Annotated in this window: 15 protein-coding genes; 4 read left to right on the top strand and 11 right to left on the bottom strand. The window is 38.6% G+C overall.

Translation table 11 applies throughout. The features are described 5' to 3' along the window. Nucleotides 1-44: 44 nt before the first annotated feature. Nucleotides 45-1739, top strand: a complete 1695-nt coding sequence (locus VB713_RS15270; RefSeq protein ID WP_323312360.1) for an ABC-F family ATP-binding cassette domain-containing protein — start codon at nt 45-47, stop codon at nt 1737-1739. A gap of 378 nt (nt 1740-2117) precedes the next feature. On the opposite strand, the gene VB713_RS15275 is transcribed toward VB713_RS15270, so the two are convergent. The 5 genes from VB713_RS15275 to deoC form a co-directional block, all read right to left on the bottom strand. Continuing rightward, nucleotides 2118-3173, bottom strand: a complete 1056-nt coding sequence (locus VB713_RS15275) for a polysaccharide pyruvyl transferase family protein (protein ID WP_323312361.1) — start codon at nt 3171-3173, stop codon at nt 2118-2120. A 63-nt stretch (nt 3174-3236) separates the two neighbouring features. Further along, nucleotides 3237-4385 (bottom strand): glycosyltransferase family 4 protein, encoded by a 1149-nt coding sequence (locus VB713_RS15280; protein ID WP_323312362.1) that lies wholly within the window; start codon nt 4383-4385, stop codon nt 3237-3239. Between the two features lie 432 nt (nt 4386-4817). Next, nucleotides 4818-6437 carry an MFS transporter gene (locus VB713_RS15285; RefSeq protein ID WP_323312426.1) on the bottom strand — a complete coding sequence of 540 codons (1620 nt, stop codon included), beginning with the start codon at nt 6435-6437 and terminating at the stop codon, nt 4818-4820. After that, the gene (gene recO, locus VB713_RS15290; protein ID WP_323312363.1) at nt 6424-7353 is read right to left on the bottom strand and encodes a DNA repair protein RecO; all 930 of its coding nucleotides are present in this window, start codon (nt 7351-7353) and stop codon (nt 6424-6426) included. The genes VB713_RS15285 and recO overlap by 14 nt, the downstream gene beginning before the upstream one ends. 50 nt (nt 7354-7403) lie before the next feature. Next, on the bottom strand, nt 7404-8090 hold the full coding sequence (gene deoC / locus VB713_RS15295; RefSeq protein ID WP_323312364.1) for a deoxyribose-phosphate aldolase: 687 nt from the start codon (nt 8088-8090) through the stop codon (nt 7404-7406). Between the two features lie 353 nt (nt 8091-8443). Here deoC and VB713_RS15300 point away from each other — a divergent pair, with 353 nt between their 5' ends. Next, entirely contained in the window at nt 8444-11077 is a 2634-nt protein-coding gene (locus VB713_RS15300; protein WP_323312365.1) for a GUN4 domain-containing protein, read from the top strand. 216 nt (nt 11078-11293) lie between these two features. Then, nucleotides 11294-11881, top strand: coding sequence for a Uma2 family endonuclease (locus tag VB713_RS15305; RefSeq protein WP_323312366.1), 588 nt, complete (start codon nt 11294-11296; stop codon nt 11879-11881). Nucleotides 11882-11890: 9 nt separating this feature from the next. Here VB713_RS15305 and VB713_RS15310 read toward each other — a convergent pair whose 3' ends face one another. The 4 genes from VB713_RS15310 to purS form a co-directional block, all read right to left on the bottom strand. After that, complete coding sequence (locus VB713_RS15310; protein WP_323312367.1) at nt 11891-12271, bottom strand: PIN domain-containing protein; 381 nt, start codon at nt 12269-12271, stop codon at nt 11891-11893. Nucleotides 12272-12283: 12 nt separating this feature from the next. After that, entirely contained in the window at nt 12284-12721 is a 438-nt protein-coding gene (locus tag VB713_RS15315; RefSeq protein ID WP_323312368.1) for a DUF433 domain-containing protein, read from the bottom strand. A 155-nt stretch (nt 12722-12876) separates the two neighbouring features. After that, nucleotides 12877-13551 (bottom strand): phosphoribosylformylglycinamidine synthase subunit PurQ, encoded by a 675-nt coding sequence (gene purQ, locus VB713_RS15320; RefSeq protein WP_323312369.1) that lies wholly within the window; start codon nt 13549-13551, stop codon nt 12877-12879. A 128-nt stretch (nt 13552-13679) separates the two neighbouring features. Further along, nucleotides 13680-13958 carry a phosphoribosylformylglycinamidine synthase subunit PurS gene (purS, locus tag VB713_RS15325; protein ID WP_323312370.1) on the bottom strand — a complete coding sequence of 93 codons (279 nt, stop codon included), beginning with the start codon at nt 13956-13958 and terminating at the stop codon, nt 13680-13682. Nucleotides 13959-14150: 192 nt separating this feature from the next. Here purS and VB713_RS15330 point away from each other — a divergent pair, with 192 nt between their 5' ends. Beyond that, nucleotides 14151-14552 carry a Fur family transcriptional regulator gene (locus VB713_RS15330; protein ID WP_323312371.1) on the top strand — a complete coding sequence of 134 codons (402 nt, stop codon included), beginning with the start codon at nt 14151-14153 and terminating at the stop codon, nt 14550-14552. Nucleotides 14553-14641: 89 nt separating this feature from the next. On the opposite strand, the gene VB713_RS15335 is transcribed toward VB713_RS15330, so the two are convergent. Together VB713_RS15335 and VB713_RS15340 are read right to left on the bottom strand one after the other, a co-directional pair. Continuing rightward, entirely contained in the window at nt 14642-15649 is a 1008-nt protein-coding gene (locus tag VB713_RS15335; RefSeq protein WP_323312372.1) for an SPFH domain-containing protein, read from the bottom strand. A 36-nt stretch (nt 15650-15685) separates the two neighbouring features. Beyond that, nucleotides 15686-16120, bottom strand: coding sequence for an NfeD family protein (locus tag VB713_RS15340; RefSeq protein ID WP_323312373.1), 435 nt, complete (start codon nt 16118-16120; stop codon nt 15686-15688). Between the last annotated feature and the right edge of the window lie 164 nt (nt 16121-16284).

Below are 16284 nucleotides of genomic sequence, written 5' to 3' on the forward strand. Positions count from 1 at the left end.
CTTTTCTTCCCCAACTACCTAATCCCCTACCTGAGAGACATTTCATGCTGCGACTTGAACATATTAGTAAAATTTATCCTACAGGCGAAGTTCTTAAAGATATCAACTGGGAAGTCAAACCAGGCGATCGCATTGGCTTAGTAGGCGTTAACGGTGCGGGAAAATCGACTCAACTGAAAATCATCTCTGGGGAAATAGAACCCACGAGCGGCGAAATCATTCGTCCTAACAGCTTACACATAGCTTATCTCAATCAAGAGTTTGAAGTAGATCCTACCCGTACTGTTAGAGAAGAATTTTGGACTGTGTTCCAAGAAGCCAACGATGTGCAGATGGCTTTAGCTCATGTACCGCAAGAGATGGAAACAGCGAATCCAGAGGAATTGGATGAACTAATCCACAAGTTAGATCGCTTGCAGAGACAGTTTGAAGCGTTAGATGGCTATAATTTAGACGCACGCATTGGTAAAATCTTACCAGAAATGGGGTTTCAGGTTGAAGATAGCGATCGCTTAGTGAGCGCTTTCTCAGGTGGTTGGCAAATGCGAATGAGTTTAGGTAAAATCCTTTTACAAAAGCCAGACTTATTACTGCTGGATGAACCGACAAACCACTTAGACTTAGAAACCATCGAGTGGTTAGAAAATTACCTCAGAGGGCTAATTACGCCAATGGTCATAGTTTCCCATGACCGGGAGTTTCTTGATCGTCTCTGCACCCAAATTGTAGAAACTGAGCGCGGTGTTTCTTCTACTTACCTCGGTAATTACTCATCCTACTTGCAACAAAAAGCTGAAAATCAATCAGCACAACTGAGCGCCTTTGAACGCCAGCAAAAAGAAATAGAAAAACAGCAAACCTTCGTAGACAGATTCCGCGCTAGTGCTACCCGCAGTACCCAAGCTAAAAGCCGGGAAAAACAACTAGATAAAATTGAACGCATCGAAGCACCTATTGCGGGTGTGAGAACTTTACACTTCCGATTTCCTCCCGCACCCCGCAGCGGACGGGAAGTAGTAGAGATTAAAGATTTAACCCATGTCTATGGGGATAAAATTTTATTTTTGGCAGCAAATCTTCTCATTGAACGGGGAGATAGAATTGCCTTTCTCGGTCCCAACGGTGCCGGAAAATCCACCCTGTTGAAAATTATGATGGGTGCAGAACCACCCACAGAAGGAATCGTCAAATTAGGTGATCACAACGTTATTCCTGGTTACTTTGAACAAAACCAAGCCGAAGCATTAGATTTAAATAAAACCGTCATGGAAACTATCCATGATGAAGTTCCTGACTGGACAAACGAAGAAGTCCGTACACTGCTAGGAAGATTTTTATTTGCTGGTGACACAGTATTTAAGAAAGTTACAGCTTTAAGTGGGGGAGAAAAAGCCCGTTTAGCATTAGCAAAAATGCTTTTACGTCCAGCGAATTTACTTATTCTAGATGAGCCAACAAACCACTTAGATATTCCAGCTAAAGAAATGTTGGAAGAATCTCTGCAAAACTATGATGGTACAGCGATTGTAGTATCCCACGACCGTTATTTTATTTCTCAGGTAGCTAACAAAATTGTCGAAATTCGTGATGGTGAATTTCGCGTTTATTTGGGTGATTACCATTACTATCTCAACAAAATTGCTGAAGAGAAAGAACAAGCTAAGTTAGCAGCAATGGAAGCAGAAAAAGCAGCAAAAAAAGCTGCTAAAGCCGCTAAAGCGTCTGGAAAGCTGAAATAGGTTTATAGATGATCTAGCGGTTCTCGGTTGAGTGAGATACAAGAACCCCTCCCCGCAAGCGAGGCTACGGTGTACACACAAGTACTCTCCACATACGTTTCAGGGATTTCAAGCCCCTTGAATTGCAATACTGCTCGGTTAAGGAAATGTAGGCTGGGTTTCGCTGTCGCTCAACCCAACCAAATCCTTGATACAGCGGTTTCCGCTCTTATGAGGTACATCTTAGCCCCCTCATCGCTTGCGGGGAGGGGGTTGGGGGTGGGGTTCTTGTACTTCATAACACCGGGAAGTGCTGTAATGTTGGGTTTCGTGCCTCAACCCAACCTACCATATAATGACTTTTGAGCCTTAACCGACAAGTATTGGGATGAATGTAGTTTATATATGAAAAATTCTTTCTAAACCTGCTTGAGATGTTTTTGATTCGTTGATAATAAACTCTTCAGGTCTTTTGTATTCTTGGAATATTTTTTCGATACGTTCTATAGTTAATAGCTCCATAAAATCTGCTATTCTTTCTCTAGATAACATTTCTGTTTTATTGATATAGTTACTAATTTTGGAAGGATAATTAGAGATTCCTATATTAGGAACTCCTAATATATCTGCTAGTATGATGGAATGAAGACGATTGCCGAAGTGAAAATCCATTTGACTCAGAATTTGCAAAAAGTCTTCTGGTTTATCCCATGAATGTAGTTGGCAATTTTGGGCAGGTAAATATTTTTTCAGTAATTCATGGAATTTATTATCATTCTGTTCACTACCCATATGTCCTGGTAGTAAATGGATTATAGAATTGTATTTTTCAATTAGTGGTATTAACTGCTGGGCATAAAATTCGGCTCTACTATCACCCCACCAATGTTTACCAGAGAAAGATATATTACTTAAAGAATTTGCCGTTTTATTTCGATGAATAAATTCTTCATAATAACTTAAATCTAAGAATGCTAAGTCACCACCTAGACACAAAGAATTAGTAAATTTTAGCTTTTCTTTTACCAATTCATAGGAATTATTATCTCTAAGGTATAACAAATCTGCTTGCTTAAAAAAATTAGTTACATCCTGCTTTTCTCCTGCATTCATACTTTCTAAGCCTATGCCTAGAAAACAAAAACGCTTACCTAATAATTTAGCTAAAGTTTGCAGTGTCGATAAATTCTTTGGTACACTCTTTAAATCTAAAGTACCTCCTCCCCAAGCTACATAGTCACTTTGCCATAAAAGAAATAATCTTTTTATTTTTGATAATTGGAAATGACGAAATAGAGAAATCTTTTTGCTACTGATTTCATAATAGTTGTCATTGCAAATTAAAAATATTTTTTCAACTGCTTCTTTTTTGCTAAAAAAATTAGTTAAATGTTTGACGAATAGATCATCACCTATATTTCTATAGCCATAATATCCCATTAGCATTATTTTCATGATACACTATGACCTGCTTCGTTAATAGTTGTTGGCAAGGCAGAGATGGAAAAGGTTTTCTTTTTAAGCACCCCAACTGATTGTTAAAGGCCGCTGTGCTAATATTTTAGTATAAAGTTCTTCTAAACGGGTGATATTATCACTGAGGGTATAACGCTCCAATACTCGATTTCTCGCTTTTTGACCTAATAAAGTTGTTAACTCTGGATGATCTTGGAACAGTGGTAAAAGGGTTCTGAGTTGCGATCGCACTGTTTTAGTGCTAATAATCACACCTGCGCCCTTTTCCAATACTTCTCCATCTGCACCTACATCCGTAGCTAAACAAGCTAAACCACAGGACATGGCCTCCAACAGAGATAAAGACAAACCCTCTACCAAAGAGGGCAAAATAAATACATCAGCACCCCTTAAAATTTCAATGCGCCGATTTTCATCTGCGATAAATCCTAACCAGATAATGCCATCTTCCTGCCCATAAAATGGCTCTAAGGAAGGTTTCAATGGGCCATCACCCACAATCAATAATTTACTATTAACTCCCATATCCGATTGCTTCCAAGCACGTAACAGGGGTTCAATATTTTTCTCCTGTGCGATACGTCCTTGATAAACAAACAAGCGTTCGGCATCAAATTCTGCTTTGATTTTAGAAATACCTGGGGAATATTTAACAGTATCAACACCGTTAGGAATCACAGCCAGTTTTTTTTCCCTGACTCCCATACGTGCTAATAATTCCCGTTGAATTTGGGAAAAAATAATTACCCGATCATAGTGATCTAAAAAAGGCGCATATAGCTGATAAGCTAAAATTTGTGTGCCGGATATTAATTTTGCCCCTTTGCCAGCGAATGGAGTGTGGAAAGTAGCAACTAGAGGCAAGTTTAATTCTTGGCAAATTTCTGGTAAAACAAAGTCTAGAGTCGATAGAGTCAAAGAAGCATGAACTATATCTGGCTTGATTTCCCGCAACGACTCAGTTAAAACCTTAGTCGCTTTAAAAGTGGGAATGGTATAAACTTGAGACTTGTAAATAAATGGTAAGGAAACTTCTTGACAATTAGGCCAGTTTTGGGGTTGAGATTCTTCTTGGGCAAAGTGAAGAAAACTAACTTGATGTCCCCTATCTAGCAAAGCATTGGTAATTTCTCGACTGTAAGTGACATTGCCGCAAAAGGGCGTTTTTTTTCCAATCCAGGCTATACGCATTCTTTGATTAGCTGTGAATAAAAGCGGGTTTAAATTATTTGTTTTTTATACTTAGCTGTTTTGATTCTGTAATTCTTGCTGAAGATTTTATAGCGCTTGTCAGTTGAATAAGAACATATCATGATCATAAAATATGACTTAAGCCAAGCTACACACACCAAGGGTCTTTCACACCTGTTTATTTCTACTGCTATATCATGATGAATAGCATTCATACCATCGTTTAAAAGCTTATATTTAAGCCAACAAACAAATGATTTTATGGTTTTATTCAATGTTGCTGACAAATTGTGAATTAGCTAAATTGATTAACAACTTAAACAGGATAATCTTGGGTGATTCCCAGCAAATATTACATGAATTTTCGCTGGATTAAGTTTAGCACGAAAACCAAATGTTTCACTAAGTTATAGATGATTTTTAGCCTGATAACTAATCACGGGAGTTATACCAAGTTAATATACCTCCTGAAAAGACAATGACAGCTAATCCTAAAAAGACTGCCTGTAAGCCAAAAAAGGTTTCAGCTACACCTGCTAATGCTAAGGGTAGAGAAAGGGCAATGTTAATGACATTATTTTGTAGACCAAACACTTTGCCACGCATTTCTGGGGGGGTTTCTGTTTGAATAGCAGTTTGCATAGGGATACCTACCAAAGCCCCAAACAGACCAACAAGAGACAATAACAACAACACTATCCATAGCTGGGTTGTGAATACTCCCAGACCGATTAAAGATGCTGCCATACCTAGACAACCGCAAAAGCTAAGTTGCCGATAGGAAAAGCGTTGACCAAATTGACCGATAATTGTCGCCCCAGCAGCGATACCAACGCCCCCTGATGCGAGTAAAAAGCCGAATTGGGAGGCTTTCATGTTGGGGATAATTTCTGCCATGCGAACAGCGATAACTGTTAAAGCAGCAAAGACTGAAAAGAGAATAACGAGTTGTACAAGAGCATTACGGATGCGATGATTTTCTTTGAGGTAAAGGAAACCGTCTCGCAAGTCAGAGAAAACGTGAGGAAATTCAGTTTCTGGGGGGTGGGGTATTTCTTTAGTGTTGAGTAGGAGTAAGATTAATCCTGCGATCGCATAACTGCCACCCACTAAAATTTCTTTACCCATTCCACCACTACCTACCAGTTTTAGCCACAGTCCATCAGCTAAGGCCAACAGCGGTTCCCCCACAGCAAACCCGACAATTAGCGATGCCATCATCGTCGTTGTATAAAGCGAATTAGCCGAAAGTAAATACTGTTCTTCCACCACCAAAGGAATTGCCGCTTGTTCTGCTGGTGCAAAAAACTGTGTCAACGTAGAAACTAAAAAAGTCACACCCAATATAATCAAAAACCCCACAGGCAGAACTCCCACAGGTTGCCAATCATGGGTTAACCACAACAGCAAGGGAATTGCCAACACCAGAATACCTCGCCAAACATTAGTTGCTACCAAGACAACTTTTTTTGACCAGCGGTCTACAAACACACCAGCCACAGAACCAAACAGAACTGCGGGAATGGTAAAAACCATCATTAAAGCCGATACCCAACCACTGATACTCTGATCACCCTTTTGAAACTGGGTATTAATCAAAGCAATCATCAGCACCAGATATACTTTATCAGCCAGCTGACAAAAAACTTGTCCACCCCAAAGCGCGAGGAAATTCGGGTTTTTTAATACAGGTAAAAACCCTTGTTTTTGAATATTACTTGATGTATTCCCCCCACCTAAACCAGATCCATTTAATTGTGTCGTTTCTGGTTGAGTGACTACTTTTAGAATTTCTTGGGTAGAATTACCTTTGCCATTAGTTTGAAATTGTGGTTCTAATGGTGTAGGTACATTAGTAGATGAAACTTCTACTTTTCCATTTTTGTCCTGAGAAACATCTGTTCGGGATATTTCTTGGTTATTGATTGAATTAAGGTCAGGTTGGGAAACAGCACTGGGCTGATGGGGTGTTGTCTTCTCTGATACCCTATTATTTTTAGCTTGACTGGGTGACAGAGGCAGGATTTTTTTATCCAAATCAGACGATTGCATCATGGTTGGCGGCAAAATAAGAATCAATCAAGGTAGCAGAGCGAATAGGACGACCCAAATGATACTGAGTGTACTGTCGCAAAATCTGCTCAATAGATAACCAGCCATAATCTGAGGCTGCCTCTATTTGCATTATCTCTGTTTGCGACAAATATTGAAGCATAAACAATTCTTTCGCATTCAGACGATTAGAAATTGTGGGGATGTCTTGTTGATGGACAACCGTTTCATAGCCTGAGGTTTGGGGATTGGGAGAATTTTTTTGCTTTATTTCTCCATCTTCCCTTTTTCTTCTTTCCCTTTCTGAGCGTAAGCTTTTCCAAGCCTCTAAGCTAATTATCCCTCCTGTCGGCACACTAAATCCTACCTGCCAGTTGGGATTTGTCCAGTCTGGGGTGACAGGAAGCTGGGTTAAGCCACAGATTTGGACTTGGGGTGTGAGTCCTGCTAATGCTAAAAATTGAAAGACACCATGCGCTAAATGTGCGACAACAGCGAATCCTTGACTTTTGGGTAAGGCTTCTAAGCGTTGGAGATGTACATCTAGTAACTCATACAGTTCTGTTTGGGGTAGTTCGCTTAAAGCTTGACAGAGGACAATTTCAGCTAAATATTGACTAGCAGCTAATTTTCCCAAGTCTTTAGTTAGACCTGGATAAGTTTTTATAGTTTGCGCTTGAGTAATTTTATCGAGTGTTGGCGTAGCATTTCCTAGACTTTTTCCTTGGGAAATCAGTAATTCATTAACTACAAAAATCTCAATTCTCCCACCCAAGCTGGAGTTATGTTTACGCGCACCAGGAGCAACCGCTCGAATTAACCCGAATTCCTTGGTTAAAATTGTCACTATCTTATCTGATTCTCCTAGTGCTTGGGTTTTGAGATTAATGCCAGTTGCTTTATAGGTTCTACTCATTATTAATTAATTAGTCATTAGCAAAATAAATTTTCAGATAAGTCTAATGACTACTCAATTTTTTCCTTTTCTACGTGATTGCGCTGATGAAGTAAATCCATACCGCGAGATGTGCCTAATCTCGTAGCACCTGCCATGATTAAGTCTAGGGCATCGTTGTGGGTGCGAATACCTCCTGATGCTTTTATTCCCACGCGGTCTTTTGCTATTTCTTTCAACAGTTGCACATCAGCTACAGTTGCACCACCATTCCAACCTGTACTGGTTTTTAAGAAAGCTGCACCGGCATCCATAGCTAGTTCTGCTGCTATTCTTTTCTCCGGGTCTGTGAGTAGGCTAGTTTCTAAAATTACCTTGACACATTGCCCTGCGACTTCACAGATTGTCGCAATTTCCCGGTGAACTTCTTCTGTTTTTCCAGCTTTCAACCAGCCTAAATTAATCATGACATCTAACTCAGATGCACCATTTTCCAGTGCTTCTTGGGCTTCATAGAACTTGACAGATGAAGTTGTGGAACCTGTGGGAAAGCCTATGACTGTACAGACTTTGGGGTTTTTGTTGTGGAGGAGTTCAACTGCTTGCCTAACATAACAGGGTTGTATGCAAACTGTCGCAAAGTTAAACCTGTATGCTTCTTCACACCATTGCTCAACCTGTTCTGGGGTGGTAGTTGGTAACAGGAGGGAATGGTCGATAAATGGCGCAATATCAATGTTTGGATAGTCTGCTGCCATCGTTTATTTTACCAATATATAGATTATTAAACTTTATGAAAAATTAAGACGTTTCTTATATCTTAACCTAGAGAGCGATCGTAACTCAGTTTCTCTGCCTCTGCCTTTGGATTGATATATCTCTGGCTTGTAATACCAAAAACTGTTGGTTACACCCGTATCGTTAAAAGAATACGGATTAAATGAACCGCGAAGACGCAAAGAGCGCGTTCGCGTAGCGTCCCGTAGGGATAGGAAGAAGGAAGAAAATAAATCCGAAAAATTACTACTTTCATGAGTAGATTATTGTATCTTCTTTTATTAAAGACGTATTTAATCGTATCTATATAAATACTTTTCTTGGAGTCTGGCAGATGCAAAATATTACACAGGCATTAGTCAAATGGCTACCTACTGGCGCTGGAGTCGGTGTAACAGGTCATTTTCTCCTTAGTCACCAATGGACACAAGCTATAATTTCCACCTTTCTTACTGCTGGTTCATCTATATGGGTGAAGTTTAGCAGCAAATTTATGGAAACCCTAGAAAAAAAGGCAGAGGAGAAAGGTGAACAAACCGGAGAGTGGGTTGGTAAACAAGTAGACGATTTACCGAGTAAAGTTATTAAAAGTATTTCAGGATTTCAGAGTAAATATGAAAGGTTATTAGTTGATATTTATTGTGATTATAAAACAGAGGGATTCAGAATTGGTTTACCTGTGTTGGATTTAGAAGATGTCTTTGTACCGCTAAAAGTTGAAACAGGTAATTTAGAAAATATTTCTGGTGCAATGGTTTCTAATCAACACACCATTCATCATTTTGAAAATCAAGAAATTTGGAATTTTTTAGCCGCTATTTCTAAAGAAGATAGTTATCGCTGCATGGCTGTGATTGCTCCCCCTGGATATGGTAAAACAACTCTGTTAAAGCATTTAACTTTGACTTATGCCAAAAATGGTCATGGCAAATATAAAGCACCAAAATTAGTACCAGTATTATTGTACCTGCGTGATATCCGCGAAGAAATTACCAGTTCACAACCTCCGAATTTACCAGAATTAATTACTAAACACCTGAAAACTCAACCTGCTTTTGCTGAACTCAATCCACAAATAGACTGGTTTAATCAACATTTAAAAAATGGCAAATGTTTAGTAATGTTGGATGGACTGGATGAAGTTGCTGATAGTAATGAACGTTTGCGGGTAAGTGAATGGGTAAATCAGCAAATGGTAACTTATCGCCAAACAGCTTTTATTATTACTTCTCGTCCTTATGGTTATAGTAGTGCGCCTGTGGATGAGGTAGGAGTTATTTTGAAAGTGCTACCCTTCACTTTAGAACAGATGAAACTATTTATTAATAGTTGGTATCTGCAAACTGAAATCAGAAGTCGCGCTGGTAAACAGAATCAAGCTGTAAAAGCAGAAGCCAAGAAAAATGCAGAAGATTTAATTGAGCGGATTATTAATAATCGTGCTATTGCTGATATGGCCACAAACCCGCTTTTGGTGACAATGATTGCTACTGTTCATTATAGCGGTAGTGCATTACCAGGACGCAGGGTTGAACTATATCAGAAAATTTGTGATTTGCTTTTGGGAACGCGACAAGCAGCTAAGAAAATTAAAGCACCTCTGACATCTGAACAAAATAAATCAGTATTACAAGTTTTAGCACTGGATTTGATGCAAAGAGAAACTCGCACTTTTGAACCAGCAGAAGTTGAGAATTTAATTGCTAGTGAACTACAAACAATAGTGAATATTACACTAACGCCAACAGAATTTTTGGAACAAGTTAAAGATGTTAGTGGTTTGATAGTGGAAAGAGAACAAGGTATTTTTGAATTTGCTCATTTGAGTTTTCAGGAATATTTAGCTGCATCTGAGGTGAAAGAATTACAGCAGGAACAAATATTAATTGATAACTTTGGTAATTCTTGGTGGGCGGAAACTATTCGCCTTTATGCTGCTCAAAGTGATGCCACAAATTTGATTCAAGCAGCTTTACAAAATCAAACTGTTGCTTCCTTAACTCTAGCTTATGATTGTCTGAAAGAAAGTAAAAAAGTAGAACCACAAACACAGCACCAACTTGAAAATATTCTCGAAGCTGGTTTGTCATCTAAAGATCCGAAAATTGCCCAACTAGCAGCACAGGTGAAATTATTTAGAAGGTTAAATGGCTTATTAAGAATTAATGAAACCCAAGAAATTGATCAGAGTTATATTACTTGGGCAGAGTATCAGCAGTTTATCAAAGATATCTTTGATCCAAATGTTATTGTTGAAAAAGGCTTTTTACCAGATGATAGAAAAAATATTTCTCCAACTCAACCTGTTACTAGAATTAGTTTTCAAGCTGCTAATAGATTTTGTGCTTGGTTGAGTTTAAATTCTAATTTGGACAACAACCTAATTCGTTATAGATTACCAACAGAAGCAGAAGCAAAACAGTATTCAGCAAAACATGATAAACATCTTACTTGTTGGACTCAAGAAAATAGAAATGATGGGGAAGGAATTAGAGTCTTCAAAGACCAATGGCCACAACAATACAAACAACTTTTAGATTATTTAGCTGCTGGAAATTGGCAAGAAGCTGATGAAGAAACAGCAAAAATCATGCTCAAGGTGGCAAAACGAGAAAGTCAAGGTTACTTAGATGTTAAAGATATTGAACAATTTCCCTGTTCTGACCTCCGCATTATTGACCAACTTTGGGTACAATATAGTGATGGTCGCTTTGGTTTTACTGTTCAAAAGCGTATCTATGAAGCACAAGGGAAAGACTGGGAGAAAATGTATAGCGCATTAGAGTGGACAAGCGTAAATTATAGTATCAAAGCCCTAAAGTGGACACCTACCATTAAACAAGCCCCAATAGGACACCTACCATATACAGCAGTGAACCCAAAACTTATCACAACCCTTATCACCAAAACCCGCAAGTCTCTTCTCTTCTCTTCTCTCGCGCAGAGACTTGTAGACTGTAACATATAAAGCTTTCAGCCTAATCATAAATATTTCTTATATCCTACTTTTCCACGAATTTTTAAGGTTTCTACAGTTTTCGATACCTGGTACTCCCCCTTCCTTCTGGGTAGCAATTCGCAAAAACAAATTTGTCTGCCACTTTCTGAATTTCTGGGTCTGTTGCTTCCCACTCATTCCAACGTAGATTCATTTAAACTAGAAATAGTATTTTGAGGTAAACCTATGTCTACTATCACAACTATTTTACCTCCCACCCTCACACTAAACATCAACTTAACAGACGACCAGTATTTTGAACTCTGTCAGAATAACCGCGACTTGAGATTTGAACGCACAGCAACAGGAGAATTAATAATTATGTCACCAACCGGCAGCGATACAGGTAATCGTAATTTTGATATCGCTGTTGAAGTAGGAATTTGGAATAAACAAACTAAATTAGGTAAAGGTTTCGATTCCTCAACAGGTTTTAAACTTCCTAATGGGACAGAATGTTCTCCTAATGTTGCTTGGATTAAAAAAGAACGCTGGGATAGTTTAACCACTGAACAACAAAAGAAATTTGCACCTATTGCACCTGATTTTGTGATTGAATTGCGTTCTCCCAGTGATAATTTAAAACCACTGCAAAAGAGAATGCAAGAATATATTGATAATGGTGTGAGATTAGGTTGGTTAATAGACAGGAAAAACAAGCGAGTAGAAATTTATCGTCCTAACCAAGATGTAGAAATTTTAGAAAATCCTATTAGTCTATCTGGTGAAGATGTTTTACCAGGATTTATATTAGATTTAACAGAAATATTATAAAATTCAGAATTAACGAATATAAGGTTGTGTAATTATCAGATTGGGAATAACTCTATAATGTTTAATATTAAAAGTGCAAAGTGTGGCATCTTGACCCACTGCACAAGCAGCAATTAAAGCATCTAATAACCCTAAACCGTCAGATAAATGATAATTAGTAAAATCTGATAAAGCTCGCATACAATCACTCTCGGTTGGCCAGATAATTGGTAAGGGGTCAACTAATTTAAAAACATAATTAACTTGTTGTTTATTTTGAGCATTTTGAATTAATTCCATCATCACAAAACCTGGAATACTAGGAATTTCTTTTAAAGTAGTAAACCACGCGATAGCTGGTTGATGTCCTCTCAAAATATCAATTAAGATATCTGTATCTAATACATACATAAGACTCATTTGTCACTGTTGACGATGTTCAGCTTCATTGCGAATTTGACGAGCATAATCTTGACTATCCTGAATATCAGGACGAGAATTAATTACACCTTCTCTTTGCCAAAAATCAACTAATTCTTCTCCGGTTTTCGGAACATTATTTCTAATCTCTTTGACAATTTTACTAGGAATTTGTGCTTGTATTTCTTGGACAAAAGCCTCTGATTCTAATATTTGTTGCCTAATTTCTTCACGATGATCATGATAGTACGCTAAAGCAGCATAAACATCAGATAAAGTAATACTAGGATGATGGTAGAGAATTTCATCTGGAGACATTCCCATTTGTTCATGCCAAATCACAATATCCTGAACTCGGATACGATGTCCAGCGATACGAGGTTTTCCTCCACAAACACCAGGGGTTATGTCGATATGTTCTTTGATGATGTTGATGGACATAATATTATCAAATAAATTATCTACGCTAATTATATCAATATTTTTTAAGGCAGTATTATAGAATAAATATAGTAAAATCGTTATTCATTTATTTAATATTACTTATGGCGGTAATTTTTGATAATCCCGACTCCATCAAAGAAGCCGGGAATCTATTACACCAAAGCTGCAACTTTCTCCAACAAACCCTGAAACAACAGCAAACCATCGCTATTACCTAACGCAGAATCTGCTGCTCGTTCTGGATGTGGCATCATTCCTAAAACATTGCCTTGGAGATTACAAATCCCAGCAATGCTGTTTAATGAACCATTAGGGTTTTCCCCTTGGTAACGAAATAGAACTTGCCCGTTATCTTCGATTTCTGCTAAAGTCTTTTTATCAGCATAAAATCGCCCTTCTCCGTGAGCAATGGGTAAAGTGATAATTTCACCCTCTGCATAACCTTGAGTCCACGGTAAATTATTACGCTCAACTTTGAGGGGAGAGCGATCGCATATAAAATGCAAATCTTGATTTCTAGCTAATGCTCCAGGTAATAAACCAGCTTCAGTTAATACCTGAAAACCATTGCAGATACCCAAGACAAACTTACCCTTTTGCGCGTGTGCAATCACTTGTTGCATCACAGGAGAAAAACGTGCGATCGCACCACAACGCAAATAATCCCCATAGCTAAAGCCACCAGGGATAATCACCACATCTATATCACTAATATCAGTATCTTGATGCCAAATCATGCGCGTTGGCTGTCCTAGCAAGTCTCTAGTGACATAAGCAACGTCGCGATCGCAATTAGACCCTGGAAAAACTAAAACACCGAATTTCATAATTTAGTCATTAGTCATTAGTCATTAGTCATTAGTCATTAGTCATTGGTCATTGGTCATTAGTTAGGGAATAGGGAACAGGTGACAGTAAAGAAGTTTTTACATACCCATTACCCATTACCCATTACCTAAAAAACACCAGTTTGTGATTCAACTTCAATCAAATCAAAGCGATAATTTTCTATCACTGGATTTGCTAACATTTGGTCACATATTTGATTCATGTCTTGACGCGCTTTCGTATCATCAGGTGAGATAATAGTGACTTCCATGTACTTGCCAATACGCACCTGTTCAACGTTGTCGAATCCCATTTGCTTCAGGCCAGATTGTACAGCCACACCAGCGGGGTCTAAGACCGAAGGACGAAGCGTTACGAAAACTTTAGCTAGATACTTCCTTTGCATTAGGCTTTTTGCTGAATGCTGCGATCGCTATACTATAACTTTTTGCCCCCACTGGGTGAAAATATAATCACACAGCCGCTAGAGTTAATCTATACAGTTAGTCAATAAAAAGCTATCATCACAGATGCTAGTTTTTAATAGCTATCTATGATACCAATATATTCCCAATCTAAAATCTAAAGTAAAATTGGTATGAGAGCCATACGCACCCGCAGTCAAGACCGGATTTTAACCCTGTTAAAAAACATTAAACAAGGTATTTCCGCACAAGATATGTACATAGAACTACGTAACCGTAGTCAAAACATGGGTTTAGCAACGGTATACCGTTCTCTGGAAGCCCTCAAACTTGAAGGTAAAGTACAAGTACGGACTTTAGCTAACGGTGAAGCCCTCTACAGCCTAACCCAGCAAGATAAACATCACCTAACTTGCCTACAATGCGGCATCTCCATACCAATTCATCAATGTCCCGTTCATGAACTAGAAATCGAATTACAGTCCAGCCATAAATTTAAAGTTTTTTACCACACCCTAGAATTTTTTGGCTTGTGTGACCAATGTCAGATAAATCAAGAAATTGATAATTCGTAATTCGTAATTCGTAATTCGTAATTCGTAATTCGTAATTCGTAATTGGGTTATTAACCTCCTGATCTCCCTCATCTCCCCCGTTCCCTCTTTTAACTAGCGCGGTTATTATCTCTGGGAATTTCTCTACCAAATAGGGGATTAGAATCAGTGGGTACATCGGAGACAATAGAGCGCATACCCTCAAAAGCAGCGGGAATAGTGCGCGGATCAATAAACATCACCTTACTACTATCGCTTTTACCAATTGTTGCGCCCATATCCAGATAACCTAAAGCAAACATCACTTCCACCGCTTTGTATGCATCTGGATTGTTTTTGATTTTCTGGGAAATGATTTCTGCTGATTCTGCGATCGCTTGCGCCCTAAGAACCTGTTGCTGGCGTTCGGCTTGGGCTTTTAACACAATTGCCTTCTGTTCTGCTTCCGCTTGCAAAACCACCGATTTTTGACGGGCTTCTGCATCTAAAAGCTGGGCATCAGCCTTACCTCTCGCACTATTCACAGCAGATTCTCTATCTCCTTCAGAAGTGAGAATTAAGGCTCTTTTACGCCTTTCCGCCGTCATTTGCATCTCCATTGATTCTTGCACTGCCTTAGACGGAACAATATCTCTCAATTCCACCCGCGTAACTTTCACGCCCCAAGGATCAGTAGAAATATCTAATTCCCTTAACAGCAGTTCATTAATTTGGGTGCGGGCAGTAAAAGTTTGATCTAACTCCAATTGTCCCATTTCCGAGCGAATTTGCGTCAGCACCAAGTTCACCATTGCCGCCTGGAGATTCTCTACCTTATAGTAAGCTTTCTCCAAATCAACAATTCTCCAGTAAACTACCGCATCAACACTGATAGAAACATTGTCACGAGTAATACATTGCTGTGGCGGAATATCTAAAACCTTCTCTCTAATAGTTTGTTTGTAAACAATGCTATCTAAAAAAGGATTAATAAATTTTAAGCCGGGTCCCAGTTTCTCCTTATAACGACCCAAACTTTGCACCAAGACTTCATCACCCTGATTAATCACTCTCACCGACTTGAATATCACAGTCCCGCCACCAAAGGTTAAAGCCAGTAACAATAAAAATTGATACATTTTGATAACTCTCCTAAATAGTGAGTAAATTCAGAACTACGAGTGCAAAATATTTTCTGGCATCACAATCAACGTTGTTCCTTCTCGTCTAACAACATAAACTCTTTGATATGGTGGTACGCTGAGTTTGTCATCATCACATCTTGCTCGCCAAGAATTTCCCTCGTATAGTACCCGACCTGTTTGTCCCACCGGAATTTCTGTTAGAGTTTCTCCTATCACTGCATCAGTAATTTTTGACTTGAGTCGCTGTGGTTGCAGAAACCTACGGGAAAAAACAACCAGCAGACTAGAAAGCAAAAGCCAAATAACAACTTGCAGCCATACATTCCCCAAACCCAAGTAAGACAGTAGCGCCACGACAAAGGCACTAATTCCCATCATGAATTCCACAAAAGCTGTTGGTAGAAAAAGTTCCATTAAACACAGAACCGATCCTGCCAGTAGCCAAATTAAAGTAAAAGTTGACATAGCGTCATCCTAGACACCTCATTCACTTAACAAATCCATATCTAAAGGTAGATACAATCAGACACTGACAATTTACCGAAATTAAAACTTGCTATCTCGAACAACCAATTTTTGATTAAATTTAAGTAACAAGCCATAACCGAGGTTATAAAATATAGTCTATT

This window comes from Anabaena cylindrica UHCC 0172 (assembly GCF_034931625.1).
GTDB classification, from domain to species: Bacteria; Cyanobacteriota; Cyanobacteriia; order Cyanobacteriales; family Nostocaceae; genus Anabaena; species Anabaena cylindrica_A.